Below are 26,876 nucleotides of genomic sequence, written 5' to 3'. Positions count from 1 at the left end.
GAGCCGTCCGTGTTACGGCCACGTTGACCGGCGCGTGCGACTGGCGGACGCTCGTCGTATAGGTGCTCGATACAACCGGTTCGGCGGTCGTCTTCTGCCCACCCCCGAAAGCACAGGTGAGTGGGGGCTCGGCCGCCGGCCGGAGGCAGGAGGCAGCGCATGTGCGGCATCACCGGATGGGTCTCCTATGACCGCGACCTCGGCGCCGAGGCCACGGTGTTGCATGCGATGACCGAGACGATGGCCTGCCGGGGCCCGGACGACCGCGGCACCTGGACCGAGGGCCCGGCCGCCCTCGGGCACCGCCGGCTCGCCGTCATCGACCTCCCGGGCGGCCGGCAGCCGATGTCCGTCCACACCCCCGAGGGGTCGGTCGCCCTCGTCTACTCCGGGGAGGCCTACAACTTCACCGAACTCCGCCGCGAACTCGCCGACCGCGGCCACCGCTTCACCACCGACTCCGACACCGAGGTCGTCCTGCGCGGCTACCTCGAATGGGGCGACTCCGTGGCCGAGCGGCTGAACGGCATGTACGCCTTCGCCGTGTGGGACGGCCGCCACGACAAGCTCGTGATGATCCGCGACCGCATGGGCATCAAGCCGTTCTACTACCACCCGACCCCGGACGGTGTCCTGTTCGGCTCCGAGCCCAAGGCGATCCTCGCCAACCCCCTCGCCCGCCCCCGCGTCACCCAGGACGGCCTGCGCGAGCTGTTCACCATGATCAAGACGCCGGGCCACGCCGTGTGGGACGGCCTGCGCGAGGTCGAACCCGGCACCGTCGTCACCGTCGACCGCTCGGGCCTTCGCACCCGTGTCTACTGGCGTCTCGAGACCCGCGAGCACACCGACGACCGCGACACCACCATCGCCACCGTGCGCTCGCTCCTCGACGACATCGTGCGCCGTCAACTGGTCGCGGACGTCCCGCGCTGCACCCTGCTCTCCGGTGGCCTCGACTCCTCCGCCATGACCGCGCTCGCCGCCCGGCAACTCGCCGAGCGGGGCGAGAAGGTGCGCAGCTTCGCCGTCGACTTCGTCGGCCAGAGCGACCACTTCGTCGCCGACGAACTGCGTGGCACCCCCGACACCCCGTTCGTCCACGATGTGGCCCGGCTCGCCGACACCGACCACCAGGACATCGTCCTCGACGCCCAGACCCTCGCCGACCCCGACACCCGCCGACGGGTGATCCGCGCCCGCGACCTGCCGGCCGGGTTCGGCGACATGGACGCCTCGCTCCTGCTGCTCTTCCGTGCCATCCGCGACCAGTCCACGGTCGCCCTGTCGGGCGAGTCGGCCGACGAGGTCTTCGGTGGCTACCTGCAGTTCTTCGACGAGGACGCCCGCAACGCCGACACCTTCCCCTGGCTGGTGCGCGCCCGCCGCCACTTCGGCGAGGACGCCGACGTCCTGCGGCCCGGCCTCGCCAAGTCCCTGGACCTGGACGGCTACATCGCCGACGGCCACCGCACCGCCGTCGCCGGCATCGAGCGCCTGGACGGCGAGAGCGACTTCGAGTACCGCATGCGGCGGATGTGCCACCTGCACCTGACCCGCTTCGTCCGCGTCCTGCTCGACCGCAAGGACCGGATGAGCATGGCCGTCGGCCTGGAGGTCCGGGTGCCGTTCTGCGACCACCGGCTGGTGGAGTACGTGTACAACACGCCGTGGTCGTTCAAGTCCTTCGACGGCCGGGAGAAGAGCCTGCTGCGGGAGGCCACCGCCGACCTGCTGCCGCGGTCGGTCTACGAGCGGGTCAAGAGCCCGTATCCCTCCACGCAGGACCCGCGCTACGCCCAGGCCCTCCAGGACCAGGTCAGGGACCTCCTCGCCCGGCCCTCCCACGCCGTCTTCGACCTGGTGGACCGGGAGAAGGCGCGGGTGACGGCCGAACGCGGGACACCGGTCAGCACCCCGTCGGCACGGCGCGGCCTGGAACGCACCCTGGACCTGGCGCACTGGCTGGACCTGTACTCCCCGGAGCTGGTCCTCAGCTGAGGCCGATGGCCCGGTCCGCGGCGGCCGCCGTCGGCCGCCACCACGTGGTCACCGGTTCCCAGACCCGGACGTCCGCCCCGGTCCCGAGCCGCGCGGCGGTGAACGTCCGGCCCCACTGCGAGGCCGACGCGGCCACCGTGATCGCGTCCACCCGGCGGGCCTCGGGGTCCGCCGGGTCGGCGATGGTGCGGACGGCCGCGTACGCCGTCGCCCCGGTCGCGATCCGGTACGTCCCGGCGCCTCCCTCCGGCACCGGCAGCGCCGCCCCGTCCAGGTCGCCGAAGGTGACCGTGGGCACGCGGTCGACGACACAGGCGGCGCCCCGGTTGGTCACGCTGAAGCGGACCACGGACGGATCGGCGGACGCGGCCTTCGCCCGCAGGGTCAGAGCGCCCTGCGCGCACGGGGCGGCGCGGGGGAGGTGCGGGGCGGCGGCCTGACTCTGCGGCGCGGAAAGCAGCAGAGCAGTGGCGGCGGAGAGGACGGCGGGTACGGCGTGGGCGGCGCGCAGGCGCATGGCGGGTTCCCCCTGTCACGGTCACGTACGGGTCGGGCGGGCCGAAGCACGCCCGATCAGTGTGACGCCGGGGAGGGCCGTGCGGTTGTACCGGAATCGGCACTGTTACCCGTTTGCGCACCGGCTGTCGTCAATCGACGGCTTCCGTGCCGGAGCTCCAGCCGGTCTCCTGCGTCAGACAGGAACTGCCGCTCGGCGGCAGGAAGCCGTACAGCAGGAAGTCGTTCACCTTGCGGTGCACGCACTTGGACGAGGTGTAGCCGGTGTGCCCGTCGCCCTTGTTGTCGAGGACGACGGCGGACGGGCCGAGCCGCTTGGCCGTCTCCACGGTCCACCGGTACGGCGTCGCCGGGTCGCCGCGCGTGCCGACCAGCAGCATCTTGGCCGAGTGGACGTTCCTGACCTGGTCGCGGATGTAGTCCGTGCCCTTGGGGCGGCCGTAGCACATCAGCAACTGGCTGAGCCGGTAAGGGCCGAAGACCGGGGAGGCGTCCTCGTAGGCGTCGCGCAGCCCCTTGAGGTCCTTGCCGATCCGCGCGGCGGTGGGGCGGTCGGGGTCGTCGGCGCAGTTGATCGCCATCAGGGCGGCCGGGAGGTTGTCGGTCGGGACGTCCTGGGCGTCCACGAGTCCACCGTTCTTCGCGCCGTGCCGGTCGCTCTTCGTGCCGTGCCGGTCGTCCTTCGTACCGTTGCCTTGCGGATCGCCCTTCGCGCCTCGCGGGTCGTCCTTCGTGCCGTGCGGGGCGGCCCGGAGCGACGGGGAGAAGCCGCCGATGGCGAAGTTGAGCACGCCCCGGGTGTCGCCGTCCTGGACCAGTGAGGCCAGCGCGCGCTCCAGCGAGGGCCACAGCTGCCGGCTGTAGAGCGCCTGCCCGATGGCGCCCACGAGATCCTGACCGGAGAAGGAGCCGCCGAAGGCGTTGGGCACGGGGTGCGCGTCGAGCGAGCGCATGATCTCCACGACCTGGTCCCCGGCGGCCCGGCGGTCCTGGCCGAACGGGCAGGCGATGTCCTTCGTGCACCAGGTCAGGAAGTCCTCCAGCGCCGTCTGCTGTCCCTCGACGCCCGCCAGGCCCTGGTCGGCCAGCGACTCGGTCAGGGTGTCGACCCCGTCGAGGGCTATCCGGCCGACGTTCTGCGGGAACCGCGCGGCGTACACCGCGCCGAGCCGCGATCCGTAGGAGAAGCCCAGGTAGTTCAGTTTCCTGTCCCCGAGGGCCTGGCGTATGACGTCGAGGTCCCGGGCCGTGTCGACCGTGCCTATGTGCTTCAGGACCGGCCCGGAGTGCTTGGTGCACAGGGTGACGGACTTCTGCAGCCGGGTCAGCAGCGCCTGCGGGCGGGCCGCGTCGACGTTCCCGGGCGCCTCGGCCGCCCCGTCCGCCCCGTCCGCGCTCTCGCCGCAGCTGACGGGGGAGGAGCGGCCGACGCCGCGCGGGTCGAACGTGACCACGTCGTAGCCGTTGGTCAGGTCCATGAAGTCCTTGCCCTGGCCGGCGAGCTGGCTGACGCCGGGCGCGCCCGGGCCGCCGAAGTTCAGCAGCACCGAGCCGCGCGAGGGACCGGTCGCCCGGTAGCGGGCCAGCGCCAGGTCGAGGGTGCCCGCGCCGGGCCGCGCGTAGTCGAGCGGGACGGTGACCTTGCCGCACTGGAGATCGTCGGGCGCGTTCGGGTCCGTGCAGGCCGCCCACGTCACCTTCTGCCCGTAGAACCGGGACAGGTCGGGCTCCGCCCGGCCGGCGGCGACCGCGGGCAGCCCGGCTCCGAGGAGGGTCAGGGCGAGCACTCCGGCGCCCGCACCGTGCCGCACGGCGGGCCGTGTCGACAGCTTGGCCAGCATCGATCGCCTCCTGGGGCGCACCCGCTGAGGACGGGGTCGGCGCCCTCCTCACCATAAGCGGGCCCCCTGAGGGCCGCCTCCCGGCGGGCGGGACGGCGCCCAGGACCGTACTCTTCGCCCGCCCAAGGCCGGTCAATGCTGATTCGTTCGATCAATTATGTATCGATGGGGATCGATGGCTTTACGTGCGATTCGAATATGCATGTCACTCGTGGGAGTGAAAGACCGTTTGGCCATAACTTGGATGGTTCGCCTGCGTTTTATGTGATGCGGGTGACTGCCCGCGTCATGAGGTGCGGGTGAGTGCCCGCGAGGATCATGGAAGGCAGGAAGCTATGAGACGGGCTACCCGAAACGGCGTGATGGCCGTCGCCGCATCCGGGGCGATGGCCATGGCGCTGCCGGTGTCCGCCGCTCTCGCGGCCGACGGGGCCTCCGCCGACGGCACCGCGGCGGGCTCGCCCGGGGTGATTTCCGGCAATACCCTGCAGGTCCCGGTCGACGTGCCGGTGAACGTGTGCGGCAACACCGTCGACGTGGTGGGGCTGCTCAATCCGGCCATGGGCAACAAGTGTGCCAACAGCGGCGGTGGCGGCGGCACGGGCGCGTCCTCCACGTCCGGCGGCGCGACGGCGCAGGGTGGTACGACGGACTCGCCCGGAGTGCTCTCCGGCAACGGGATCCAGCTCCCGGTTCACCTGCCGGTGAACCTGAGCGGCAACAGCGTCAACGTGGTCGGTGTGGGCAACCCGGTCTTCGGCAACAGCTCCGTCAACGGTCCGGACGAGCCCACGCCCACCCCGGTACAGCCCGAGACGCCGACGCCCCCCACCACCCCGGTCAAGTCCCACCCCACCCCGCGCCCGCCGCAGCCTGCGGCGCCGGTGCCCGTGGGCTCCCTCGCCCACACCGGTACGGATCTGATGGCACCCACGGTGGCCGGCAGTGCCGCGCTCATTGTCACGGGCCTGGTGCTGTACCGCCGGTTCCGCCCGGGCAGCGACCGCTGACCCATGGCACCGCATGGCCCCACCGGACGCCGGCCCGGTGGGGCTCCGCCGTGTCAGGGGCGGCCGCACCGCCGGCCAACAGTGGTGGCCCGACGACCGGTTGACGCGCCGTAACGGCTGAACCCGACGTGGCGAGGTCCCCGGTGGATCGGGAAGGATGCACAGGGCGCGGCGCCCGGAGCCGTGCCCCACGCAGCCCGGACCACACGGAACATGGAGCGAACCGATGACGTCAGCGGCCCCTCAGGATCTCGTCGTCACGCAGGCCACCCTCGCCGACTGGCCGGTGATCAGCGAGTGGGCGGCGGCGGAGGGGTGGAACCCCGGGCTGTCCGACGGCCCCGCCTTCTTCGCCCAGGACCCCGAGGGCTTCTTCCTCGGCCGGATCGACGGCGAACCGGTGTCGGCCATCTCGGTGGTCCGCCACGGCTCCGACTACGCCTTCCTCGGCTGCTACCTCGTCCGCCCCGACCTGCGCGGTCACGGACACGGGCTCATGACCTGGAAGACCGCCCTGGCCCACGCCGGCAACCGGACCGTCGGCCTCGACGGCGTCGTCGCCCAGCAGGACAACTACCGTCAGTCCGGCTTCGCGCTCGCCTACCGCACCATCCGCTTCACCGGCACCGCCCCCGAGGCCGCCATGCCCGCCGGCGTCCGCGCCGCCGGTCCCGACGACCTCGCCGCCGTCACCGCCTACGACGGCCTCTGCTTCCCGGCCGACCGCCCGCGCTTCCTCGCCGAATGGCTGACCGGCCCCGGCCACCGTGCCGTCGTCCGCCACGACGGCGACCGCCTCACCGGCTACGGCGTGATCCGCCCCGGGCGCGACACCCTGCGCGTCGGCCCCCTCTTCGCGGACACCCCGGACGACGCCCGCGCCCTGTTCGCCGCGCTCACGGCCGACGTCGCCGGCCGTGAGGTCGCCATCGACGTGCCCGAACCGAACACGGCCGGAGTCGCGCTGGCCGAGGAGGCCGGATTCACCCCCTCGTTCGAGACCGCCCGCATGTACACCGGCCCGGTCCGCGCACACGCCCGCGAGCGGGTGTTCGGCGTGACGACACTCGAACTGGGCTGACACGAAACGGAACTTACGGAAGGTGACGCGCGGCACCGGCTCCACGAGGCCTTCGTGGAGCCGGTGCCCGACAGGGCTTTGATCACCGCTGCCCCACCGCGTAGGCGCATCGACCGGAGCCAGGCCCGTACCGACCGGACCCGGGCCCATAGCGACCGTCCCGGCCCGCGGCCGGAGGCTCGCCGCCTCCCCGGCCCGCCGGGCGGACCGGACCGGGAGAGGAACCCGGGCGCAGGACAATCCCGTTGACCCCTCCAGGCGCGGATGATGGGGTGGGGCCATGGATCGCGAGGCAGTGCTCGCCCGTTACGACAGGGACATGCGCGAGGGCGCACGGCCCGACGGCCCCGGGGCCCGGATCGAGCGGGCCGGAGCCGTGGTGCGCCAGGTGGCGGACGCGCGGAGCTGGAACGGCGTGTTGTGGAGCGGCCTCGACGCGGCGGGCGCGGACCTGGCGATCGACGAGCAGATCACGTACTTCACCGGCCTGGGCCGCGACTTCGAGTGGAAGCTCTACGCTCACGACCGGCCGGCGGACCTCGGCCCCCGGCTCCTGGCCGCCGGCTTCCGGGCCGAGCTCGAGGAGACGCTGATGGCGGCCGAGGTCGCGGCCCTGGCGTCGGACGCGGAGCCGCCCGCGGGCGTCCGCCTCGTCGAGGTCACCGACCGGGCCGGCGTCGATCTCGTCGTCGACGTGCACGAGAGGGCTTTCGGCGCGGACGGCACCCGGCTGCGTCACCAGATGCTCGGCCGGCTGGCCGCCGACCCCGGCACGGTCGTCGCCGTGCTCGCGCTGGCCGGCGCCGAACCGGTCGGCTCGGCTCGGATGGAACTGGTGTCCGGAACCCCGTTCGCCGGCCTGTGGGGCGGCGGCACGGTCGCGGCCTGGCGCGGCCGGGGCGTCTACCGTGCCCTGGTCGCCCATCGCGCCCGCGTCGCCGCTGCCCACGGCTACCGCTGTCTCCAGGTGGACGCCTCGGCCATGAGCCGGCCCATCCTGGAGCGCCTGGGATTCCACGCGCTGAGCACCACGACGCCGTATCTGTACGGAGTCTGACGGCGTCAGCGGCGGCCCCTGGACCGGTCCAGGGCGGCTATGCCGAGCGCCGCGAGCGCGATCTGGATGAACCACTCGATCCAGTCGGGCCCGTTGGTGTCGGCGACCCCGAACGCGGCGGCGACCGCCGAACCCACCAGCGCCGCCACGATACCGACGACGATGGTCAGCAGCATGCCGATGTGCTGCCGTCCGGGTACGACGAGGCGGCCCAGCACACCGACGACCAGACCGATGACAACGGCACTGATGATGCCTGAGATCTCCATCTCCACCCCTCCAGGTCCCGTCCCCCGCTTTACTGGCATGTGCCCGCTGTAAGCGGAGTCAGTCCATACCGGTTGTTGACCCGGCTTTCTGTTCACCGCCGCGTCACGCCATGTACCTTTCAATCAATTGACGCGTGTAGAACGCTCAACCAGGCTCTACGCGCGCAGACTTGGCGCCCCCACTGCCTCTCCCCACCCTCCATGGAGGTTCGCCGGATGCTCGGATCCAGGAGATCCCGCCACCGCTTCACCACCGCCCTGGCCGGACTCGGCCTGCTCGCCACGTCCGCCGCCCTGCAGGTCGGTGCCGGCGCGGCGCCCGCCCAGGCGGCCACCACGCACCGGATCCTGTTCGACAACGCCCACGCCGAGACGGCGGGCAACGCCGACTGGATCATCTCCACCAGCCAGCCCGACCCGCTCGGCCAGGACTCGACCCCGTCCGCCGAGACCGACTGGACCGGCGCCCTGTCCTCCTGGGGCGTGGCGCTGCAGAAGGCGGGCGGCTACAGCCTGAAGACGCTGCCCTCGGGCGGGGCCCTCAGCTACGGCGGCGCCTCCGCCACCGACCTGTCGCAGTTCGACACGCTGGTCCTGCCCGAGCCCAACACGCTGTTCACGGCCGCCGAGAAGACGGCGATCATGAACTTCGTGAAGAACGGCGGCGGCCTGTTCATGATCTCCGACCACACCGGCTCCGACCGCAACAACGACGGTGCGGACGCGGTCGAGATCCTCAACGACCTGATGACGAACAACAGCGTCGACTCCACCGACCCGTTCGGCTTCGCCATCGACACGCAGAACATCCAGTCCGACTACCCCTCGGCGATCAGCGACGGCACCGACCCGGTGCTGCACGGCTCCTTCGGCACCGTCACCAAGAGCCTGATCGCCAGCGGGACGACGGCCACCCTCAAGCCCGCGGACAACCCCGCCGTCAAGGGCCTGGTCTACCGCACCGGTTCCTCGGGGAACACCGGCGCCTTCTTCCTCACCTCCGCCTTCGGCAGTGGCCGCGTCGCCTTCTGGGGCGACAGCTCGCCGGTCGACGACGGCACGGGCCAGTCCGGCAACACCCTGTACGACGGCTGGAACGACACCGGCGCCACCAATGCGGCCCTCGCCCTCAACGCGACCGCCTGGCTGGCCGGTTCGGGCACCACGGGCGGAGGCGGCGGGGGCACCTGCACCGCCGCCCAGCTGCTGGCCAACCCCGGCTTCGAGTCGGGGGCCACCTCCTGGACCGCGTCCAGCGGTGTCATCACCAACGACACCGCGGAGGCCGCCCGCACGGGCTCCTACAAGGCCTGGCTGAGCGGCTACGGATCGGCCCACACCGACACGCTCGCCCAGACGGTCACCATCCCGGCCGGCTGCGCCAACGCCACCCTGAGCTTCTACCTCCACATCGACACCGCCGAGACCACCACGTCCACGGCCTACGACACCGTGAAGGCGCAGGTCCTCAACAGCGGCGGAACGGTGCTGTCGACGCTCGCCACGTACTCGAACCTGAACGCGGCGAGCGGTTACACCCAGCGCAGCTTCAATCTCGGCGGCTACGCCGGGCAGACCGTCACGATCAAGTTCACCGGCACCGAGGGCTCCACTCTCCAGACGTCGTTCGTCGTCGACGACACGGCGCTCAACGTCAGCTGACCGCATGGGGCCCGGCCCACGGGCGCCGGGCCCCACACGGTCATCCCGCGGGGACGGTCTGCTCCGGCGTGTTCCAGCCGGAGACCCGCACGCGCGGTGCCGAGCCGCGCAGATCCGACGTGCGGTAGGTCGCGGTCAGCGTCGTCGACTCACCCGGCCACAGGCCGACCTCGTTGTCCGACCACCGCACCGGCAGCACCGGTCTGTTCTGCGCGTCGACCAGGTGGACGTCCGTGAACAGCGACGGCGTCGTGCCGCTGCCGGTGTTGCGCACGGTCACGGTCGTGGTCGACATGGCGCCGGAGTCCGTAGTCGACGCCGTCGCCGTCACCGGCGCCTTCGCCATCGAGGTGAGCCCCTTAAGGTCGGCGTAACTCGTCGTCGGGGTGTAGTACCAGTCGGTGTGCGCCCAGTCGAGCGTGTCGGCCTTGGAGGAGAGCCAGTACACGTTACGGCTCACCTCCTTGCCGCCCGCGTCGGTGAGGACCAGCCGCAGCAGGTACGTGGACGACAGCCCGCTCACCGAGGACGGCAGCGTCAGCGCCGTGGCGTGGGCGCCGCCGCCGTCGACGCCGACACCGGTGACGGTCCTGTCGTACTTCTGCGTGCCGTCGGGGTTGAACAGCGTGGCCCGCGCGGCGAGTCCGGCGGCCGAGCCGTTCTGGTTGTTCACGACGGCGACCGAGCGGTCGTCGTAGGAGTACTGCACGTGCAGCGGCTCGTTCGCCTTCTTGGCGCCGAAGTAGGCGCCGCCCTGGTCGAGATAGCGGTCCAGCAGTTGCCAGTGCAGGGACGTCCAGCCGCTGTTGAACATCCAGTAGACGACCCCGGTGGACGGCTTGACGGCGTCCGTCGCGTTGCGCGCGTAGGCCTCGTACTGGGCGCGGACGTTCTCGTACTGGGCGAGCTGCGCCTTGCGGACGTAGTCGGCCAGGCTCGTCGGGGCACCGTAACGGCCCGTGAGGGCGGCGTCGTAGAGCTTCAGGGTGTTGAACGTGGGCGACGGTGAGCGGTGGTACTGCTGGGCGTCGGGGTTCTTCCAGAGGGTCTCGAGTTCGGCGGGCGTCAGCATCCGGCGCAGGGTGTCGAGCGTGGGGATGTCGGGGCCCGCGCTGGTCTCGGAGTTGAAGCCGGTGGCGCCGCCCTCGCGCTTGGCGTACCAGTAGCCCGGCGGTACCCAGTCGTAGGGCCCTGTCATCTTCATCCCCGAACTTCCCAGCTGGGGTGCGGACTTGTCGGAGGCCGCCGGGATGACGGGGAGCGTCCAGTCGGCGGCCCGCAGCGCGTCCAGGTAGTTCTTCTCGATCGTCGCGTCGGGCGCGAAGTCGCTGCCGATCAGGAAGGAGATCACGCTCGGGTGGTCGCGCAGCCGGGCGGCCTCGGCGGCCATGGAGGCCTTCGCCACCGGATAGTCGGCGGCGGTCCACTTCTCCCCGGCCTCACTGCCGTTGACCTGCCCCTCCCACTTGTCGCAGCACTCCCAGCCCGGCAGTGTGAGCACGCCGTGGCGGTCCGCGAGGTCGAAGAACTCGTCCGGTTCGAGGTGGCCCTCCAGACGGATGGTGTTCAGCCCGAGGTCCACGGCGTACTCGAGCCGGTCCTCCGCGTAGACCGGGTCCCAGCGCAGGAACTCGTCCGGGGACCAGCCGCCGCCCTTGATCAGCAGCCTGCGTCCGTTGATCAGGTAGGTGCGGGCGCCGTCGGAGTTCAGCGGCGCCTGGACGTCGCGGATGCCGAACGTCTCGCGGGCGGTGTCCGACAGGGCGCCGGCGACGGAGACGGAGAGGTCCAGGGCGTACAGGGGCTGGCTGCCCATGCCGGCCGGCCACCACACCTTCGGCGAGGCCAGCCGCAGGCCGGGGGTGTCGGCGGGGGAGAAGGTGACGGTTTTCGACTCGTGCGCGGCGAGCGGCACGGACCTGGTGAAGCGGGTGCCGGCGACGCCGCCGGACACCTCGGCCGTGACCGCCGCGGCGCTGTCGTTGCGGACCTGGGCCCTGACGGTCAGCTCGGCCGTGGCCAGCGACGGCACGGCGAGCCTGGTCACCACGTGCGTGTCGCGCAGCGCCACCGGCCCGTCGCGCCGGACCAGGACGTCGCGGACCAGGCCCATGTTCCGGTCCGGCGGCGGCTGGAGCCAGTCGAGCCAGCTCATGCTGAGGTTCCTGGTCGGCTCGTTGGGCTGGACCCGGAAGGCGACCGTGTTCGTGCCTGCCTTCATCAGCGAGGTGATGTCGATCTCGTGGCGGGGGTAGACGCCCGTCACCTCCGCGGACTTCGCGACCTGGTGGCCGTTGACGTACACGTCGGCCGCCGAGATCACCCCGCTGAAGTCGAGATGGGTGCGCCGGCCGGTGTCCTCGACGGTGAAGTCGGAGCGGTACCACCAGGGGACCTGGAAGTCGGCCCGCGGGATGCGCTGCTGGTCGGTCGAGTGGAAGGGATCGGGATACACACCGTCGGCCAGCAGCGCCGCGAGGACCGTGGAGCGCGGGCCCGCCGGGTACCAGCCCTTCGCCGGGTAGCCGGGGGAGGAGACGGCCGCCGCCGAGTCGCTCACCTTCGCCGTGGACTGGATCGTGTACCCGGACAGCGGCGTGGCGGATCCGGCGGACGAGGGGACGCGGGTCACGCCGCTGTGCGACCGGGCCCGGGCCGGGCCGGCGGGAGAAGGCGCGTGGGCCGGCGTACGGGTCGCGGTCGCCATGGCGTGCCCATGCGGCGCGGGGTCCCGGTGTGTTCCCCGGTCCCGGGGGTCGGCCCAGGCGGTGGTCGTGAGCGTGCCGATCAGGCCGACGAGTGCGGTGGCCGCGGCGAGCCGGTGGCCGGGTGCGGGGCGAGGGGACACGTTGAGCTCCAGGCTCGTAAAGTTAGGAAACTTTACTAACCCGCGCCAACGTAGGGCGGCGCAGGAGGTGTGTCAACGACCCCGGCCGCCCGGGGCCTTGGCGGTGGCTGCGAACAGGTCAGCCGTCGCCCGTCCGGCGCGCGAAGACGAGATCCCGGGCCGTGCCGAGCGCCGTGGCCACCGCGCCGAGGAGTACGGCGTCCTCACCGAGCCGGCTCGGGGCGATCGCGGGCCGCAGCGGGGTGAGCGCGCGCAGGTGCGCGCGGACCGGACCGAGCAGCAGGTCGACGCTGTGGCCGACGCCGCCGCCGAGCACCACGAGGTCCGGGTCCAGCACGGCGGCGGCCGCCGCCACCGTGTGCGCGATCCGCTCGCCCTCCAGTTCCACCGCCCGCACCGCGGCCGCGTCGCCCCGCCGGGCCGCGTCGAAGACCGCCTTCGCGGTCAGCTGCCCGCTCATCCCGAAGTGCCGTGCGGCCTCCACGACGGCCACCCCCGACACCGCGTCCTCCAGCCGCTCCGGCCGGTGGCGCCCGGGCTCCTCCTGCCCCGCCCGCCGGTCCGGCCAGGGCAGGAACCCGATCTCCCCGGCGAGCCCGTGCGCCCCCGTGAACAGCCGCCCCTCGCTGACCACGCCCATGCCCAGACCGGTGCCGATCATGATGTAGGCGAAGAGCCGGCTGCCCGCGCCGACGCCGTACGTGTACTCGCCCAGCGCCGCCAGGTTGGCGTCGTTGTGCACCTCCAGCGGCACGCCCAGCTCCTCGCGCATCCGGTCGAAGAGGCCCGCGCGGCCCCAGCCCGGCAGATGCATCGCGTAGCGCACCCGGCGCCGCTCCTCGTCGTAGACGCCGGGCGTGCCGACGACGCCGTGCACCACCTCCGCCGGGTCCACCCCCGAATCACCGACGACCCGGCGGGCGGTGCCCACGACCAGGTCGGCCAGGGCGGCGGAGGTGCGGGCGCGGTTGCGTACGTCGGCGCGGGCGGCCACCGTTCCGTCCAGGCCGGCCACCGCCACCCGCAGCCAGCCGCGGCCGACGTCCACGCCGAGCACGTACCCGGCGGCCGGGTCCGGGGCGTACAGCACGGCGGTCCGGCCCCGCTCGGGGGCATGGGTGCCGACCTCGTGGACCAGGCCGGCCGCCGCCAGCGACGCCAGCGCACTGGACACCGTCGGCTTCGACAGGCCCGTCTCGCGGGCCAGTTGGGCGCGGGAGGCGGCACCGAGGGCGCGCAGCCGGTCCAGGAGCAGCCGCTCGTTGGTGCTGCGCAGGCGCCGGCGGCTCCAGGGCTGTTCCTGCGGCTCTATGACCTCACCGGCGGGCATCGCACCATTCTCACGTATTTCTGACGGATACTTGACGCCTCTAGTAAGGCTCCTTAACTTTATCGGCCAGTCAGCCCGGCCGGGCGAGTCACCGTCACGCACGCGGTCCGTGCGCCCGTCGCGTCAGGAGTCCCCATGTCCGGTAGCCCGCCACCCACCGGTGGTTTCGTCCGCCGTGTCGGCCTGTTCCAGGCCACGGCCATCAACATGAGCCAGATGTGCGGCATCGGCCCGTTCGTGACGATCCCGCTGATGGTCGCCGCGTTCGGCGGCCCCCAGGCGGTCATCGGCTTCGTCGCGGGCGCCGTACTGGCCCTGTGCGACGGCCTGGTCTGGGCCGAACTGGGCGCCGCACTGCCCGGCTCGGGCGGCAGTTACGTCTATCTCCGCCAGGCCTTCCAGTACCGCACCGGCCGCCTGATGCCGTTCCTGTTCGTGTGGACGGCGATGCTCTTCATCCCGCTGATCATGTCCACCGGCGTGGTCGGCTTCGTCCAGTACCTGGGCTACCTGGCACCGGGCCTGGGACAGACCTCCGGCGATCTCGTCGGCCTCGGCGTCATCGCCCTCGTGGTGATCCTGCTCTGGCGCGGCATCGAACACATCGCCCGCATCACCGCCGTGATGTGGACCGTGATGATCGCCTCGGTCCTGCTCGTCATCGCCGCCGCCGCGAGCGACTTCAGCCCGCATCTGGCCTTCACCTACCCCGCCCACGCCTTCGACCTGACGAGCGACCACTTCTGGCTGGGCTTCGCCGCGGGCCTGACCATCGGCATCTACGACTACCTCGGCTACAACACCACCGCCTACATGGGCGCCGAGATCAAGGACCCCGGCCGCACCCTGCCGCGTTCCATCTTCTTCTCGATCCTCGGCATCATGGCCATCTACCTGCTGCTCCAGATCGGTACCCTCGGCGTCGTCGACTGGCACCGGATGACCGACCCGCACGACATCGCCTCCACCTCCGTGGCCTCCGCCGTGCTGGAGAGGACCTGGGGCAAGGGCGCCGCGGACACCGTGACCGTGCTGATCCTGATCACCGCGTTCGCGTCCGTCTTCACGGGCCTGCTGGGTGGCTCCCGGGTGCCCTACGACGCCGCCCGCGACCGGGTCTTCTTCCGCCCGTACGAGAAGCTGCACCCCCGGCACCGCTTCCCCGTGCTGGGCCTCGCGACGATGGGCGTGATCACCGCGATCGGCTTCCTGATCGGCCGGCACACCGACCTCGCGACCCTCATCCAGCTGCTCACGACCGTGATGGTGATCGTGCAGGCGCTCGCCCAGATCGTCGCGCTGACGGTCCTTCGCAAGCGGAGGCCGTTGCTGCGCCGCCCGTACCGCATGTGGCTGTACCCGGTGCCCAGCGTCATCGCCTTCACCGGCTGGTGCGTGATCTACGGATACGCCGACCGCAACTCCCCGGGCCGCCATCCCATCGAGTGGTCGCTGGCCTGGCTCGCCCTCGGCTGCGTGGCCTTCCTGGTCTGGGCGCGGCGGGAGCGGGTGTGGCCGTTCGGGGAGAAGGAGATCAGCGAGGAGTTCGCGACCGGCATGGACGCCGACCCGGACACCGACCCGGCCGCGGAGCCCGCGGCGAGCTGAACATCAACCCCAATCATCCCGCGATGCGCTAAGGTTGACGCATTCCTCAAGCCTTCCCGGTCGGCTCGCACGCCCACCGGGGAGGCTTTTTTCATGCCTGAAACCCTGCTCTCCGACCTGTCCGTCCGCCCCGCGACCGCCGAGGACCGCCCCACCGTCGAGCGGTTGTGGCTGTTGTTCCGCCACGACCTCTCCGGATTCCGGGGTGTACTGCCCGGCCCCGGCGCCGAGTTCCGCAGCGAAAGGCTCGACTCGGCCTTCGCGGAGGCCGGTTGGGTGCCGTATCTGATGACGTGCGGCGAGCACCCGGTCGGCTTCGCCTTCGTCCGCGGCCCGACCGCCCCCACCCGGGTGCTCAACAGCTTCTTCGTGGTGCGCGGAGCGCGCCGCGCGGGCGTGGGGCTGCGCGCCGTGCGCGAGATCCTCGCCCGGCACCCGGGCCGGTGGGAGATCGCCTTCCAGCACGACAACGCGCCGGCGGTGAGCTTCTGGCACCGCGTCGCCCGCGAGGTCGCCGGTGACGCCTGGGAGCAGGCGGTCCGGCCGGTGCCCGGCCGCCCGGAGCTGCCCCCGGACGTGTGGATCTCGTTCGTGGTGCCGCGGTGAGCGGGTGGCGCGCCGGGGGAGCCGGTGGAGGCCGGTCCGATTGACATGCAGGTGATTGCCTGCATAACTTGAGGTGTGCGATCGGAGGGCGAGGCCAGGATGGACAAGGTCTTCAAGGCGCTGGCGGACGAGACGCGCAGGCGGCTTCTCGACCGGCTGCGCGAGGACAACGGCCAGACGCTCGGCGAACTGTGCGCGCGGATCGACATGAAGCGTCAGTCGGTCACCCAGCACCTGGGCGTCCTGGAGGACGCCGGCCTGGTCACCACCGTGCGGCGGGGACGGGAGAAGCTGCACTACCTCAATCCCGTGCCGCTCCATGAGATCCAGGAGCGGTGGATCGACAAGTTCGAGCGCCCGCGCCTGAGCGCGCTGGCCGCCGTGAAGCGACAAGCCGAGGAAGCCATGAACGACAAGCCGGATTTCGTCTACGTCACCTACATCGCGAGTACGCCCGAGAAGGTCTGGGAGGCGCTCACCGAAGCCGACCTGACCGCCGCCTACTGGGGGCATCACAACGTCTCCGACTGGAAGGCGGGCTCCCGCTGGGAGCACGTCCGCGCCGACGGTTCCGGCGTCGCCGACGTGGTCGGCCGGGTGGTCGAGAGCGACCGGCCGACCCGGCTGGTCGTCACGTGGGCCGCGCCGGACGAGGAGGAGCGGGAGGAGCGGCACTCCCGGGTCACCTTCGACCTCCAGCCGCACGAGGGCATCGTCCGGCTCACCGTCACCCACGAGGACCTCAACGACGAGGGCGAGCGTGCCGGTATCGCGTCCGGCTGGCCGGCGGTGCTGTCCAACCTGAAGTCGCTCCTGGAGACCGGCAGCACCCTGCCGCAGGCGCCGTGGGAGATGCCCGCACGCTGAACTCGGCCGCGGGCGCGGGGGAGGCCGGTCCACCCGGGTGGACCGGCCTCGCGTTCTTTTCGTGGACTTCACTGTCTTCAGGCGGTCCTCCTTCCCTCGTGTCTCGACTTCGTGGTCCGGTGGGCCTTCGGCCCGTGCGCGCTAACGCCTGGGGACGCTCTTGGCCGCCGTCCAGGTGCACAGCAACCCGAGGATGACGGCCAGTCCACCGATGACGGCGTTGTTGGCGATCACGCCGGCGTCGGGGCCGCGGCCCACGATCCACGGAGCGATGATCATCCAGACGCCCATGGCGCACATGGCCCAGCTGAGGCCGTACATCCGCGCGGGGGCCGTGGTGAATCCGAGGGCCAGCAGTCCTATCGCGATGCCCATGATCAGGTTGTGGACCATGAGTGCGGGCTGGCTCGCCGTGTAGTGCACGATCCACGGAGAGGCGGCGCAGTACAGGCCGAGCAGGAACACCGGCCCGTCCATGAGCGCCACTCACGGCCGCCGAGCATGCGGGCGTAGCGGTCCCGCATTTCGGAGATGTCGGGGTGAGTCGCCATGTCACCTCTGTGCGAGACGTTGGCCATCTTCGTCTCCTTCGTGACTCGCAAGGCTGACCGCGTCCTGCGCGGTACGCGGCGAGCGCCGCGCACTCACCATTTTGCACTTATTAATTCTTTATAGGTAGCATAATCCGATTTGCGCCCACGTGGTGGCCGTACCGACGCGGTCGGGGCATCGCGGGGACGGGGTCGAGGTGGTGTCAGGATGTGCCCGAACGCCCCTTCGCGAGCGATGCATCGTTTGTGCGTCGAACGTGAGTCCGGCCATCGCCTCGGAGGCGGGTGCCACTGCTTCAGGCGGGGGAGCCGGCGAGCGCCGCCTATTCGAGGCTGCGCCGGAGCTGGTGGAGCCCCCGCCGCGCGTGGCTCTTCACCGTGCCCAGCGGCCAGCCCGTGCGGGCGGCGATCTGCGTCTGGGTGAGGTCCTCGTAGAAGGCCAGGTAGAGCACCTGCCGCTGGGTTTCGGGAAGGCGTTCCAGCGCGCGCTGGACGAGGATCCGGTCGAGCACCGCCTCGGGGCCCGTCTCCGCGGCGTCGGTGGCGGCCGCGTGCGCGAGGGCCGAGCCGGCCGCCGCCACCAGCTCACCGCGCCGAGTACGCGCCGACAGGGCGTCGAAGATCTTGCGGCGGGCGATGCCGACGATCCAGCCGCCCAGCGGACCGCGCTCCGGCCGGTAGCCCCGCCGGCCGCGCCACACGCCCAGGAACACCTGCTGAGTGACGTCCTCCGCCTCTCCGGCGTCGCCCAGCGAGCGGCGGGCCAGCGCGTACACCAGCGCGGACCAGCGGCGGTAGGCGGCGGCCAGGCAGGCCTCGTCACCCGCCACCAGGCCACGCGCGATCTCCTCGTCCCCGCACGCCGCCTCGGCCGGGGTGCACGGAGGCGCCGCGGCCGCCGCGCCGGGTGCGGGCGCGGGCGCGGACGCGGGCGCCGGGACGGGGGTTCCGGTGGTGGCGCTCGTGGCGGAGGCGGTCCGATTCGGGGCCATGACTTCGGCTCCTCGTGTGTGACGGTCCAGCCATCGTGCGAACCGACGCACGGCGCCCACAACTCGCATCGATTCTGCGTCGTATGCTCGACGTATGGACGACGACCCGGTCTCGACCGGACCGGACCCGGAGCGCCCCGCGCAGGACTCCCCGTCCGCGGACGCCGGGCTGACCACCGGCGCCCTCGCCCGCAGGCTCGGCGTCTCACCCACCACCCTGCGGTCCTGGGACCGCCGCTACGGCATCGGTCCCGCCGAGCGCGCCGACGGGCGGCACCGGCGCTGGACACCCAGGGACGTGGCGATGCTGGAGACGATGTGCCGGCTCACCTCGTCCGGTGTGCCACCCGCCGAAGCGGCCCGCGCCGCGAAGGACCACGCGCGCCCCGGTGTCCCGGACGACGCCGGCGCGCCGGGGACGCCGCCCGAGGACGCCACCGTCCCGTCGGCGCCGTCCGTGCCCGCCGCCGCACCGGCACCTCGGCCCGAGCAGGCGGCCGCGCCCTCCCGTGCCGCCGGCGGACTGCCCCTGGGTGACGTCCGTCAGGAGTGCCGCGGCCTGGCCCGCGCGGCCGTCCGGCTGGACGCCGCCGCCGTGCAGGACCAACTGGACACCGCCGTGACCGAGTACGGCGTCCAGGTCGCGTGGCAGGACATCATGGTTCCGACCCTGCACGCCGTGGGCCGCAAGTGGGCCTCGTCGGGCGACCGTTACGTCGAGGTCGAGCACCTGCTGTCCTGGCACGTCTCCACGACGCTGCGCCGGTACACCCGCCACCCCGCGTGGCACGGGCCGCCGGCCGCCGCGGGGCCCGTCATCCTCGCCTGTGTCCCCGGTGAACAGCACACCCTGCCGCTGGAGGCGCTCAACGCCGCGCTGAGTGAACACGGCATCCCCACAAGGATGTTCGGGGCGGCCGTTCCGGCGGAGGCGCTCCTCGTGGCGGTACGGCGACTGGGCCCGGCCGCCGTCGTGCTGTGGGCGCAGGCACGCTCCACCGCGAGCATTCCGCTGGCCCAGTACGTCGCGGCCACCGAGTGGGGAGTGCGAGGAGCCCGCGCGCAGCCACTGGTGGTGCTCGGCGGCCCAGGCTGGGCCGGCCGGTTCTCGCGCGGCATGGTGCGCCCCACCGCCCTGGCCGACGCGCTCGACACACTCGTCGCGGTGTACGGAACGGCCCCCCGGGCCGAACCGCACTGACCATCGCCCGGCAGCCCGCGCCCACCGCCGCCTGCGCCGCGCGGTGACTCGTTCTCGCCGGGTGCCGGGCAGGCGGCCAGGCGGGTGCCGGGAAGGCGGGCCGCCGGAGTCCGCCTCGGCCGCGTCCCTCGGGGGCCGGTGTCAGTCTCGTTCCCGGGCCTGCCTGAAGCGGGCCAGGCCGTCGGCGAGTTCGACGATCGGGTCGGGGTAGTCGCCGACCCGCGCCCGGTCGAACCCCTGGAGTCTCCACGGCTCGTGAATCGCGGAATCCGGGATGTCCGTCAACTCGGGTACCCAGCGCCGGACATACGCGCCGTCCGGGTCGTACCGTTTGGCCTGGGCGACGGGGTTGAGGACCCGGTTGGGGCGGCTGTCCGTGCCCGTTCCGGCCATCCACTGCCAGTTCAGCTGGTTGTTGGCGACGTCCCCGTCCACCAGCAGCTCCAGGAAGTGGCGGGCCCCCACCCGCCAGTCGACGTACAGCGTCTTGGTCAGGAAGCTCGCCGCCAGCAGGCGTCCGCGGTTGTGCATCCAGCCCTCGTGCAGGAGTTGGCGCATCGCCGCGTCGACGATCGGATAGCCGGTACGGCCCTCCCGCCACGCCTCGACGTCCTCCTGGGCCGCACGCCCGGACCGCCAGCGGTCGTGCTTGGTGCGGTAGTCGTCGCCGGCCGTGGCCGGGCGTGCCGCCAGCACCTGGCGGTGGAACTCGCGCCAGGCGACCTGCCGCACGAACGCCTCGGCGCCCGGACCGCCCGCCCTGCGCGCGCGGTGGACGAGCTCCACGGGGGAGAGCGTGCCGAAGTGCAGGTGCGGCGACAGCCGCGAGGTCGCGTCGCCCGCCATGTCGTCGTGCCTCTCCTCGTACGCGGCGATCCCGGAGCGCAGCCACGCGGTGAGCCGCTTACGGCCCTCCGCCTCGCCGCCCGCGGCCAGCCCCGGCGAGACGCCGGACAGCGCGGACCGGGACGGCAGTTCCTCGGACCCGACGCCCTCCGGGACCCGGATCGAGCGGGGCGCGCCGAGCGGATCCCGCGGCTGCCGCAGCGACCACTGCCGGAAGTACGGCGTGAACACGGCGAAGTGGTCCGAGGACGCCGGGGTCACCGTGCCGGGCGGGATCACGCCGGTCACCGTCTCGTGGACGTGCAGCCGCCGCCCGTCCGCCTCCAGGGCGCGGCGCAGCCGCCGCTCGCGCAGATGGGCGTACGCGCTGACGTCGGCGGCCATGTGCACCTCGTCGGCGTCGGCCTCGGCGACCACCTTGCACACCTCGTCGACCACGTCGCCGGAGCGCAGGACCAGCCGGCCGCCGCGCTCGCGCAGCCCGGCGTCCAGGTCGCGCAGGCAGTCGGCGAGGAACGCCAGCCGGTTGGGCGCGGCGAACCCCGCGTCCGTCACCCCGCGGTCGCGCACGAAGAGGGGCACGACCTCGCGTGCCTCGTCCAGCGCGGCCCGCAGCGGTGGATGGTCGTGCAGGCGCAGATCGGCGGTGAACAGGACGACCGAGGTGTTCATCGTGCGGCTCCAGGCGAGACGGTGGCTACGCAGAGCGTTCTGTCCCGGCGCGCCGGACGGATGCGCTGGTCAGCCGACGGGGGTGCCGCCGCCGTCCTCGTCGGCCTGCCGCGCCGCCGCGAGGGCGATGTTGCGGGCCATCCCGCCGAACACGACGGCGTGGAAGGGGGAGACGGCCCACCAGTAGATCTGCCCCAGCAGCCCGTGCGGATGGAACAGGGCGCGCTGGCGGTACCGGCTGCGGCCGTCGCCGTCCGGCTCCGCGTACATCTCCAGCCAGGCGAGGCCGGGCAGCCGCATCTCGGCGCGCAGCCGCAGCAGATGCCCCGGTTCGATCTCCTCCACCCGCCAGAAGTCCAGGGAGTCGCCCACCCGGAGCCGGTGCGCGTCCCGCCGCCCCCGGCGCAGCCCCACCCCGCCCACCAGCCGGTCCAGCCAGCCCCTGACACTCCAGGCGAGCGGGAAGGAGTACCAGCCGTTGTCGCCGCCCACCCCCTCGATCACCCGCCACAAGGTGCTCACCGGAGCCGACACCAGCGACTGACGGCTGTCCGTGTACAGACTGCCGCCGGCCCAGTCGGGGTCGGTCGGCAGCGGGTCGCTGGGCGCGCCCGGGCTCGCGGCGGACGTCCAGCGGGTGATCACCTTCGCTTCCCGGATCCGGCGCAGCGCCAGCTTCAGCGCCTGGTCGAAGGTGAGCGGATACCCCGGGGGTTCCGGCACGTACCGCCTGATGTCGTGCTCGCGGCAGACGACCTCGTAGCGCAGCGACTCGGTGAGCGGCCGGGCGATGGCGGCGGGGACCGGGGTGACCAGCCCCACCCAGTGGCTGGAGAGCCACGGTGTGAGGACCGGCACGGGCAGGATGACGCGCGGAGGCAGGTGGGCCACGCGCGCGTACCGGATCATCATCTCCCGGTACGTCAGGATGTCCGGGCCGCCGATGTCGAAGGTGCGGTTCACGTCCTCGGGCAGCCGCGCGCAGCCGACCAGAATCCGCAGGACGTCCTTGACGCCGATGGGCTGAAGACGGGTGCGCACCCAGGTCGGGGTCAGCATCACGGGCAGCCGCTCGGTGAGGTAGCGCAGCATCTCGAAGGAGGCCGAGCCGGAGCCGATGATCACGGCGGCCCGCAGCGCGGAGGTCGGTACGCCGCTCTCCAGCAGGATGCGGCCCACCTCCGCCCGTGACCTCAGGTGCGGGGACAGATCCTCCTCGGGTACGCCTTCCGGGGTCAGCCCGCCGAGGTACACGATGCGGCGGACACCGGCCGCCTTCGCCTGCTCGCCGAAGATGCGGGCCGCGCGCCGGTCGGTCTCCTCGAAGTCGCTCCCGGTGCCGAGTGCGTGCACCAGGTAGTACGCCACGTCGATGTCCCGCAGCGCGTCGGCGACCGAGTCGGCGTCGGTGACGTCGCCCTCCACCACCTCCGCCTCGCCCGCCCAGGGATGGTCGCGCAGTTTGCGCGGAGTGCGGGCCAGACAGCGCACCTGGTGCCCGGCGGCCAGCAGCTCGGGCACGAGCCGTCCGCCGATGTAGCCCGTGGCGCCCGTCACCAGACAGCGCAGTGGCGTCGAGTCCTGGTCGTTCATCGCTCCCGGTACCTCCGCGTCGGTGATCCCCCTGTGATCACTTCCCGTACGGCACGTGTCGCGGATGCGTGTCCTCCTTCCGGTGGAACGCGTGTCCGGCTGTGCCGCGCGTGTTCCCGCTGTGCCGCGGGGGTCCTGCTGGGTCACGCCCGATCTGCCGTGCCGCGCGTGTTTCTCTGTGCCGCCCCCTTTCCACGCTCGCGTGAAATGCCGTGGTCCGCGATACGAGACCTCTCAGGATTTCCTTGACGGTCCTCGCCGCGGGCTGCCACGATCGCCGACATGACCATGCGACTGGACCTCACGCGGCGACGCCATGTCGACCTCGCTCGCGTCTCCAGCGCCTGTTGTCGCGCCGCGGCCTGATCGTCCGACTCACCTCCGATCCGCCGCCGCCGGGCCTCCGCCCGGCTTTCTTCCCGGCACTCCGTGATTCCGCCCCGTCCGTCACACGGACGGAAATCGACGTGCTCGGAGCATGACCGCGCATTCCGCGCCAGGGGTGCCCGGATGCCCGAATGCCCGCGGCATCCGTGTGTTCCGCGTGTCGCGAGGGGCGACCGCGACGCGGCCCGGCGGACGGCGGCCCTTCCCGCGCTGACGCACCGCTCCAGAAAGAGGCATCCATGGCCACCGTCCTCTCCGTCTCCGGCAGTCCTTCCGCTTCCTCCCGCACCCATCGCCTGCTGCGCCATCTGGACAAGCGGCTGATCGCCCAAGGGCACGAGGTGATCCCGCTCGACGTCCGTACGATCCCCGCGGAGGCCCTCCTCGGCGCGGACTTCCGGCACCCGGCCATCGTGGCGGCGGCCGAGCTGTTCGCCCGGGCCGACGGCGTGGTGGTCGGCACTCCCGTCTACAAGGCGTCGTACTCCGGAGTCCTCAAGGCGCTGCTCGACCTGCTGCCGCAGTACGCGCTCACCGGCAAGACGGTCCTGCCGCTCGCCACCGGTGGCTCCACCGCACATGTCCTCGCCATCGACTACGCGCTGCGCCCGGTGCTGAACTCCATGGGCGCCGACCACATAGTCCAGGGCTGGTTCACCCTCGACACGGACATGGCCGTCCGGGAGGACGGCTCCCTCACCGTCGCCCCGGCCGCCGCCGAGGCCCTGGGACACGTGGTGGACCGGTTCTCGGCCGCGCTGGGCCGTACCCCGGTGCTCGCGGTGGCGAGCTGAGCACGGACGCCGTCGCAGTCCCTGTCCCCACGCACACAGCCCGCGCACGCAGAGCCGTACGCCACAGCCCGTATGTGCGCCCCGCACGTACAGCCGCAGGCGCAGCCGCACGTACAGAACGGAGACTCGCATGTCCCTCGCCTTCCACTGGTTCCTGCCCACCAACGGCGACAGCCGGGACGTCGTCGGCGGTGGCCACGGCAGTCCGGCCACGGTCTCCGGCCGGGACCGGCCGCCGACGGTCGCCTACCTGAGCCAGATCGCCCGTGCCGCCGAGAGCCTGGGGTTCGTGGGCGCGCTCACCCCGACGGGGGCCTGGTGCGAGGACGCGTGGCTGACCACGGCGATGGTCAGCCAGAACTCCGAACGGCTGAAGTTCCTGGTCGCCTTCCGGCCCGGCTTCGTCTCGCCGACGCTCGCCGCGCAGATGGCGTCCACCTTCCAGCGGCAGACCGGCGGCCGGCTCCTGCTGAACGTGGTCACCGGCGGCGAGAGCCATGAGCAGCGGGCGTACGGGGACTTCCTCGACAAGGACGACCGGTACCGTCGTACCGGTGAATTCCTGCGGATCGTAAGGGAGTTGTGGGAGGGCAAGAGTGTCGATCTGCACGGGGAACACCTCCGGGTCGAGGACGCGAGGCTCAGCCGGCTGCCCGATCCGGTGCCCGAGGTCTACTTCGGCGGCTCCTCGCCGGTCGCCGGAGAGGTCGCCGCGCGGTACGCCGACGTCTACCTGACCTGGGGCGAGCCGCCCGCGCAGGTCGCGGAGAAGATCGCGTGGATCCGGGAACTGGCCGCGCGGCACGGCCGGACCCTGCGCTTCGGCATCCGGCTGCACGTCATCACCCGGGACACCTCGGCGCAGGCCTGGGCCGAGGCCGACCGGCTGCTCGACGGCTTCGACACGGAGACCGTACGGTCCGTCCAGGCGGGCCTGGCGCGCAGCGAGTCGGAGGGGCAGCGGCGCATGCTGGCCCTGCACGGAGGCGGCAGGGACGGCCTGGAGATCCACCCCAACCTGTGGGCCGGCATCGGCCTGGTGCGCGGCGGCGCCGGTACGGCGCTGGTCGGCAGCCACGACGAGGTCGCCGACCGGATCAAGGAGTATCACGCCCTGGGTATCGACGAGTTCGTGCTCTCCGGGTACCCGCACCTGGAGGAGGCGTACTGGTTCGGGGAGGGTGTGCTGCCCCGGCTCGCGGCCCAGGGGCTGTGGACCCGTCCCGGCGACACGGCCGACGCCCCCTCGGCCCGGGTGCCGTTCGCGAGCTGAGCGAGCTGGGCGAGCTGGGCGGGACGCCGTTCACGGGGCAGGCTGGCGGTCGGGCGGGCAGATGGGGCGTATGAGCGGATGAGGCGTATGGGCAGCGGGGAGGCTCACTCCTCGCTCGCGCCGCCGGCACCGGTCGGCATCCCGGCGAGTGCCCGTAGATGCGCTCTGCGGGTCTCCGCCGTCTGGCCCTGCACCAGCAGGAACAACCCTTCGCGGGCCAGCCGTTGGGCGCGGCTGGTCAGGGCCATCGTGCGGCCGCCGCCGGCCACGATCGCCGCCGTGGTGGCCGCGCGCAGCAGTTCGTACGCCTGTGCCCGCACCGCCAGGCGCTCCTCGGCCCGTTCGTGTGCCGCAGGATGGTCGGCCAGGGCATAGGCGAGGCGGCGGGCGTCGCCGAGGCGGGTGCGCAGGGGAGCGGCCGTTTCCTCGTCCAGGAGGGACAGCGCCGCCTCCGCGATGCCGAAGACCGCCGGACTGGTGTTCAGCGTCTTGGCACGGTCGCCCGGCACCCACCGCTCGTACGGTGTCCGCAGGGCCACGGCTTCGTCGGGCACCCGCAGCCCGTCCAGCTCCAGGGACACCGTACGGGCTGCGGTGAGGGCGGCGAGCCGCATCGGCGCCGAGGCCCGCAGCCCCGGCTGGTCGCGTGCGTCGACGAAGGCGAACAGCACCTCGTCCGCGTCGGTCGTACCGGCGAGCAGCATCACGTCGTTCAGGCCCCAGCCGGTGTACCAGGGGACGGTCCCGTCGAACCGCCAGCCGTCGCCCTCCCGCCGCACGCGCACCGGCACCCGTGGGTACGCCCGCAGATGCGCGTACGCCACTCCGGACAGCAGTTCCCCGCGCGACAGTGGACCCAACAGACGTTCTCGCGCCGGGAGTTCGCCGCGCATCAGGGTCTGCACCGGTGTGTGGTGCTGCGTCTGCACGAACCACGTCGAGCAGCAGGCCCCGGCCAGGATCTCGGCGGTCTCCCGCAGCACGGCCGCCGGCGCCGCGGCCCCGCCGTACTCCACCGGCGCGCCCACCCCGAGCAGCCCGGACCGTTTCACCGCCTCGAGGTGGCTCGCGGGGACCCCTTCCTGGTCCACCCGCTCGGCCGCGGGGAGCAGCAGTTCCGTGGCGAGCCGGCGGGCGCGGGCGACGAGCGGATGCGGGGGAGTGGTCATGCGGACATTCTCCCGGTCACCCCTGTCTCCCCGGTTATCCCGGTTACCCCGGTCTCCCGTCTCCCGGCCCCGTACGGCAACTGCTGTTCAGCAGTGTTCGTCGACCAGCTTGTCGAAGGCGTCCCGGTCCATGGCGTGGTCGTCGGCCCAGACCTGGCCGGGGCGCAGCGACGCGAGATCGTCCGCGGTGAAGTAGACGTGTCCGTCGTAGGGGGTCCAGCCCTGGCGGGAGCCCGTGAACGACAGGGCGTACACGCGGCCGGGCGTCAGCACCTGCGGCCCGGTGGCCTCCGCGCGCCAGGAGGGGGGCGGGGAGAAGAGGGGGAACGTCGTGCCGTCGCGCACCCGGGCGTATGCCGTCCAGTCGCTGTCCTCGACGTCGCCTCCCGCCGTGCGTGAAGGCGTCGCGGTGGAGCCGCCGGCGTCGTCGGTGTCGTCGCCGAGGCCGAGGTCGACGTCGTCGAACTCGCGCTCACCCCAACTCCTGAGAGACACGTTCGAGGCACGGTCTCCGTCGCACAGCCGTACCTCCGCGACGGGTTTCCCGGCCCCGTTCAGCCATACCGCGGCGAGTGGCAGATCCGCCGGACTGCATCCGCTCACCAGGCCGAGCCCCACCACCGTGCACACCGCGCCGGCCGTACGTCGCACCCCGCACCACCCCCGTCGCGCACTCACGGGACAGTGTCGGGGAAGCCCGGG

The 26,876-nt window shown here is 72.3% G+C and carries 22 protein-coding genes and 1 pseudogene; 12 read left to right on the top strand and 11 right to left on the bottom strand.

The window, feature by feature from the left end; genetic code table 11:
* The first annotated feature begins 159 nt into the window (after positions 1–159).
* Positions 160–2,001 (top strand): asparagine synthase (glutamine-hydrolyzing), encoded by a 1,842-nt coding sequence (gene asnB, locus OIB37_RS03175; protein ID WP_330455953.1) that lies wholly within the window; start codon positions 160–162, stop codon positions 1,999–2,001.
* On the opposite strand, the gene OIB37_RS03170 is transcribed toward asnB, so the two are convergent.
* Both OIB37_RS03170 and OIB37_RS03165 read right to left on the bottom strand, forming a co-directional pair.
* Complete coding sequence (locus OIB37_RS03170) at positions 1,994–2,518, bottom strand: DUF4232 domain-containing protein (protein WP_330455952.1); 525 nt, start codon at positions 2,516–2,518, stop codon at positions 1,994–1,996. The two genes, asnB and OIB37_RS03170, sit on opposite strands and share 8 nt — an antisense overlap.
* 130 nt (positions 2,519–2,648) lie before the next feature.
* A complete protein-coding gene (locus OIB37_RS03165) occupies positions 2,649–4,358 on the bottom strand; it encodes an alpha/beta hydrolase (protein WP_330455951.1) in 1,710 nt (569 codons plus the stop codon).
* A gap of 335 nt (positions 4,359–4,693) precedes the next feature.
* Here OIB37_RS03165 and OIB37_RS03160 point away from each other — a divergent pair, with 335 nt between their 5' ends.
* From OIB37_RS03160 to OIB37_RS03150, 3 genes are all read left to right on the top strand, one after another.
* The gene (locus tag OIB37_RS03160) at positions 4,694–5,368 is read left to right on the top strand and encodes a chaplin (RefSeq protein WP_330455950.1); all 675 of its coding nucleotides are present in this window, start codon (positions 4,694–4,696) and stop codon (positions 5,366–5,368) included.
* A gap of 226 nt (positions 5,369–5,594) precedes the next feature.
* Positions 5,595–6,449: a GNAT family N-acetyltransferase gene (locus OIB37_RS03155; protein WP_330455949.1), complete on the top strand. Its 855-nt coding sequence runs from the start codon at positions 5,595–5,597 to the stop codon at positions 6,447–6,449.
* A gap of 280 nt (positions 6,450–6,729) precedes the next feature.
* Positions 6,730–7,506, top strand: a complete 777-nt coding sequence (locus tag OIB37_RS03150; RefSeq protein ID WP_330455948.1) for a GNAT family N-acetyltransferase — start codon at positions 6,730–6,732, stop codon at positions 7,504–7,506.
* A 5-nt stretch (positions 7,507–7,511) separates the two neighbouring features.
* Here the strand turns inward: OIB37_RS03150 and OIB37_RS03145 are convergent, their stop codons facing one another.
* Positions 7,512–7,775, bottom strand: a complete 264-nt coding sequence (locus tag OIB37_RS03145; protein ID WP_330455947.1) for a GlsB/YeaQ/YmgE family stress response membrane protein — start codon at positions 7,773–7,775, stop codon at positions 7,512–7,514.
* Positions 7,776–7,991: 216 nt separating this feature from the next.
* Between OIB37_RS03145 and OIB37_RS03140 the strand changes: the two genes are divergently transcribed.
* The gene (locus OIB37_RS03140) at positions 7,992–9,437 is read left to right on the top strand and encodes a hydrolase (RefSeq protein ID WP_330455946.1); all 1,446 of its coding nucleotides are present in this window, start codon (positions 7,992–7,994) and stop codon (positions 9,435–9,437) included.
* Between the two features lie 40 nt (positions 9,438–9,477).
* Here the strand turns inward: OIB37_RS03140 and OIB37_RS03135 are convergent, their stop codons facing one another.
* Positions 9,478–12,285 carry a glycoside hydrolase family 2 protein gene (locus tag OIB37_RS03135; RefSeq protein ID WP_330455945.1) on the bottom strand — a complete coding sequence of 936 codons (2,808 nt, stop codon included), beginning with the start codon at positions 12,283–12,285 and terminating at the stop codon, positions 9,478–9,480.
* 118 nt (positions 12,286–12,403) lie between these two features.
* On the bottom strand, positions 12,404–13,615 hold the full coding sequence (locus tag OIB37_RS03130; RefSeq protein ID WP_330455944.1) for an ROK family protein: 1,212 nt from the start codon (positions 13,613–13,615) through the stop codon (positions 12,404–12,406).
* Between the two features lie 135 nt (positions 13,616–13,750).
* On the opposite strand from OIB37_RS03130, the gene OIB37_RS03125 reads away from it, so the two are divergent.
* The 3 genes from OIB37_RS03125 (at position 13,751) to OIB37_RS03115 (ending at position 16,696) form a co-directional block, all read left to right on the top strand.
* Positions 13,751–15,223, top strand: a complete 1,473-nt coding sequence (locus tag OIB37_RS03125) for an APC family permease (protein ID WP_330455943.1) — start codon at positions 13,751–13,753, stop codon at positions 15,221–15,223.
* A gap of 93 nt (positions 15,224–15,316) precedes the next feature.
* Positions 15,317–15,829 (top strand): GNAT family N-acetyltransferase, encoded by a 513-nt coding sequence (locus tag OIB37_RS03120; protein ID WP_330455942.1) that lies wholly within the window; start codon positions 15,317–15,319, stop codon positions 15,827–15,829.
* Between the two features lie 99 nt (positions 15,830–15,928).
* The gene (locus OIB37_RS03115; protein ID WP_330461764.1) at positions 15,929–16,696 is read left to right on the top strand and encodes an ArsR/SmtB family transcription factor; all 768 of its coding nucleotides are present in this window, start codon (positions 15,929–15,931) and stop codon (positions 16,694–16,696) included.
* 141 nt (positions 16,697–16,837) lie between these two features.
* Here the strand turns inward: OIB37_RS03115 and OIB37_RS03110 are convergent.
* Both OIB37_RS03110 and OIB37_RS03105 read right to left on the bottom strand, forming a co-directional pair.
* Positions 16,838–17,274: pseudogene (locus tag OIB37_RS03110) on the bottom strand (SPW repeat protein).
* Positions 17,275–17,570: 296 nt separating this feature from the next.
* Positions 17,571–18,239: a sigma-70 family RNA polymerase sigma factor gene (locus OIB37_RS03105; RefSeq protein ID WP_330455941.1), complete on the bottom strand. Its 669-nt coding sequence runs from the start codon at positions 18,237–18,239 to the stop codon at positions 17,571–17,573.
* Between the two features lie 94 nt (positions 18,240–18,333).
* Between OIB37_RS03105 and OIB37_RS03100 the strand changes: the two genes are divergently transcribed.
* The gene (locus OIB37_RS03100) at positions 18,334–19,440 is read left to right on the top strand and encodes a MerR family transcriptional regulator (protein WP_330455940.1); all 1,107 of its coding nucleotides are present in this window, start codon (positions 18,334–18,336) and stop codon (positions 19,438–19,440) included.
* Positions 19,441–19,581: 141 nt separating this feature from the next.
* Here OIB37_RS03100 and OIB37_RS03095 read toward each other — a convergent pair whose 3' ends face one another.
* Entirely contained in the window at positions 19,582–20,958 is a 1,377-nt protein-coding gene (locus OIB37_RS03095) for a cryptochrome/photolyase family protein (RefSeq protein WP_330455939.1), read from the bottom strand.
* Positions 20,959–21,027: 69 nt separating this feature from the next.
* Entirely contained in the window at positions 21,028–22,551 is a 1,524-nt protein-coding gene (locus OIB37_RS03090; RefSeq protein ID WP_330455938.1) for an SDR family oxidoreductase, read from the bottom strand.
* A gap of 282 nt (positions 22,552–22,833) precedes the next feature.
* Between OIB37_RS03090 and OIB37_RS36240 the strand changes: the two genes are divergently transcribed.
* From OIB37_RS36240 to OIB37_RS03080, 3 genes are all read left to right on the top strand, one after another.
* The gene (locus OIB37_RS36240; RefSeq protein WP_351019447.1) at positions 22,834–22,917 is read left to right on the top strand and encodes a putative leader peptide; all 84 of its coding nucleotides are present in this window, start codon (positions 22,834–22,836) and stop codon (positions 22,915–22,917) included.
* Between the two features lie 260 nt (positions 22,918–23,177).
* Positions 23,178–23,732: an NADPH-dependent FMN reductase gene (ssuE, locus tag OIB37_RS03085; protein WP_330455937.1), complete on the top strand. Its 555-nt coding sequence runs from the start codon at positions 23,178–23,180 to the stop codon at positions 23,730–23,732.
* A 130-nt stretch (positions 23,733–23,862) separates the two neighbouring features.
* Positions 23,863–25,005: an LLM class flavin-dependent oxidoreductase gene (locus OIB37_RS03080; protein ID WP_330455936.1), complete on the top strand. Its 1,143-nt coding sequence runs from the start codon at positions 23,863–23,865 to the stop codon at positions 25,003–25,005.
* Between the two features lie 104 nt (positions 25,006–25,109).
* Here the strand turns inward: OIB37_RS03080 and OIB37_RS03075 are convergent, their stop codons facing one another.
* Together OIB37_RS03075 and OIB37_RS03070 are read right to left on the bottom strand one after the other, a co-directional pair.
* On the bottom strand, positions 25,110–26,174 hold the full coding sequence (locus OIB37_RS03075; RefSeq protein ID WP_330455935.1) for an acyl-CoA dehydrogenase family protein: 1,065 nt from the start codon (positions 26,172–26,174) through the stop codon (positions 25,110–25,112).
* A gap of 87 nt (positions 26,175–26,261) precedes the next feature.
* The gene (locus OIB37_RS03070) at positions 26,262–26,825 is read right to left on the bottom strand and encodes a hypothetical protein (RefSeq protein ID WP_330455934.1); all 564 of its coding nucleotides are present in this window, start codon (positions 26,823–26,825) and stop codon (positions 26,262–26,264) included.
* Positions 26,826–26,876: the final 51 nt, after the last annotated feature.

It is taken from the genome of Streptomyces sp. NBC_00820, from assembly GCF_036347055.1.
Taxonomy (GTDB): domain Bacteria; phylum Actinomycetota; class Actinomycetes; order Streptomycetales; family Streptomycetaceae; genus Streptomyces.
The sequence above is the reverse complement of the archived record's forward strand: the minus strand, read 5'-3'. Positions and strand labels throughout refer to the sequence as shown.

Bases quoted from the DNA above. Each gene is read 5' to 3' on its own strand.
- asnB (WP_330455953.1), top strand. From the start codon at position 160: ATGTGCGGCATCACCGGATGGGTCTCCTATGACCGCGACCTCGGCGCC.
- OIB37_RS03170 (WP_330455952.1), bottom strand. From the start codon at position 2,518: ATGCGCCTGCGCGCCGCCCACGCCGTACCCGCCGTCCTCTCCGCCGCC.
- OIB37_RS03165 (WP_330455951.1), bottom strand. From the start codon at position 4,358: ATGCTGGCCAAGCTGTCGACACGGCCCGCCGTGCGGCACGGTGCGGGC.
- OIB37_RS03160 (WP_330455950.1), top strand. From the start codon at position 4,694: ATGAGACGGGCTACCCGAAACGGCGTGATGGCCGTCGCCGCATCCGGG.
- OIB37_RS03155 (WP_330455949.1), top strand. From the start codon at position 5,595: ATGACGTCAGCGGCCCCTCAGGATCTCGTCGTCACGCAGGCCACCCTC.
- OIB37_RS03150 (WP_330455948.1), top strand. From the start codon at position 6,730: ATGGATCGCGAGGCAGTGCTCGCCCGTTACGACAGGGACATGCGCGAG.
- OIB37_RS03145 (WP_330455947.1), bottom strand. From the start codon at position 7,775: ATGGAGATCTCAGGCATCATCAGTGCCGTTGTCATCGGTCTGGTCGTC.
- OIB37_RS03140 (WP_330455946.1), top strand. From the start codon at position 7,992: ATGCTCGGATCCAGGAGATCCCGCCACCGCTTCACCACCGCCCTGGCC.
- OIB37_RS03130 (WP_330455944.1), bottom strand. From the start codon at position 13,615: ATGCCCGCCGGTGAGGTCATAGAGCCGCAGGAACAGCCCTGGAGCCGC.
- OIB37_RS03125 (WP_330455943.1), top strand. From the start codon at position 13,751: ATGTCCGGTAGCCCGCCACCCACCGGTGGTTTCGTCCGCCGTGTCGGC.
- OIB37_RS03120 (WP_330455942.1), top strand. From the start codon at position 15,317: ATGCCTGAAACCCTGCTCTCCGACCTGTCCGTCCGCCCCGCGACCGCC.
- OIB37_RS03115 (WP_330461764.1), top strand. From the start codon at position 15,929: ATGGACAAGGTCTTCAAGGCGCTGGCGGACGAGACGCGCAGGCGGCTT.
- OIB37_RS03105 (WP_330455941.1), bottom strand. From the start codon at position 18,239: ATGGCCCCGAATCGGACCGCCTCCGCCACGAGCGCCACCACCGGAACC.
- OIB37_RS03100 (WP_330455940.1), top strand. From the start codon at position 18,334: ATGGACGACGACCCGGTCTCGACCGGACCGGACCCGGAGCGCCCCGCG.
- OIB37_RS03095 (WP_330455939.1), bottom strand. From the start codon at position 20,958: ATGAACACCTCGGTCGTCCTGTTCACCGCCGATCTGCGCCTGCACGAC.
- OIB37_RS03090 (WP_330455938.1), bottom strand. From the start codon at position 22,551: ATGAACGACCAGGACTCGACGCCACTGCGCTGTCTGGTGACGGGCGCC.
- OIB37_RS36240 (WP_351019447.1), top strand. From the start codon at position 22,834: ATGACCATGCGACTGGACCTCACGCGGCGACGCCATGTCGACCTCGCT.
- ssuE (WP_330455937.1), top strand. From the start codon at position 23,178: ATGGCCACCGTCCTCTCCGTCTCCGGCAGTCCTTCCGCTTCCTCCCGC.
- OIB37_RS03080 (WP_330455936.1), top strand. From the start codon at position 23,863: ATGTCCCTCGCCTTCCACTGGTTCCTGCCCACCAACGGCGACAGCCGG.
- OIB37_RS03075 (WP_330455935.1), bottom strand. From the start codon at position 26,174: ATGACCACTCCCCCGCATCCGCTCGTCGCCCGCGCCCGCCGGCTCGCC.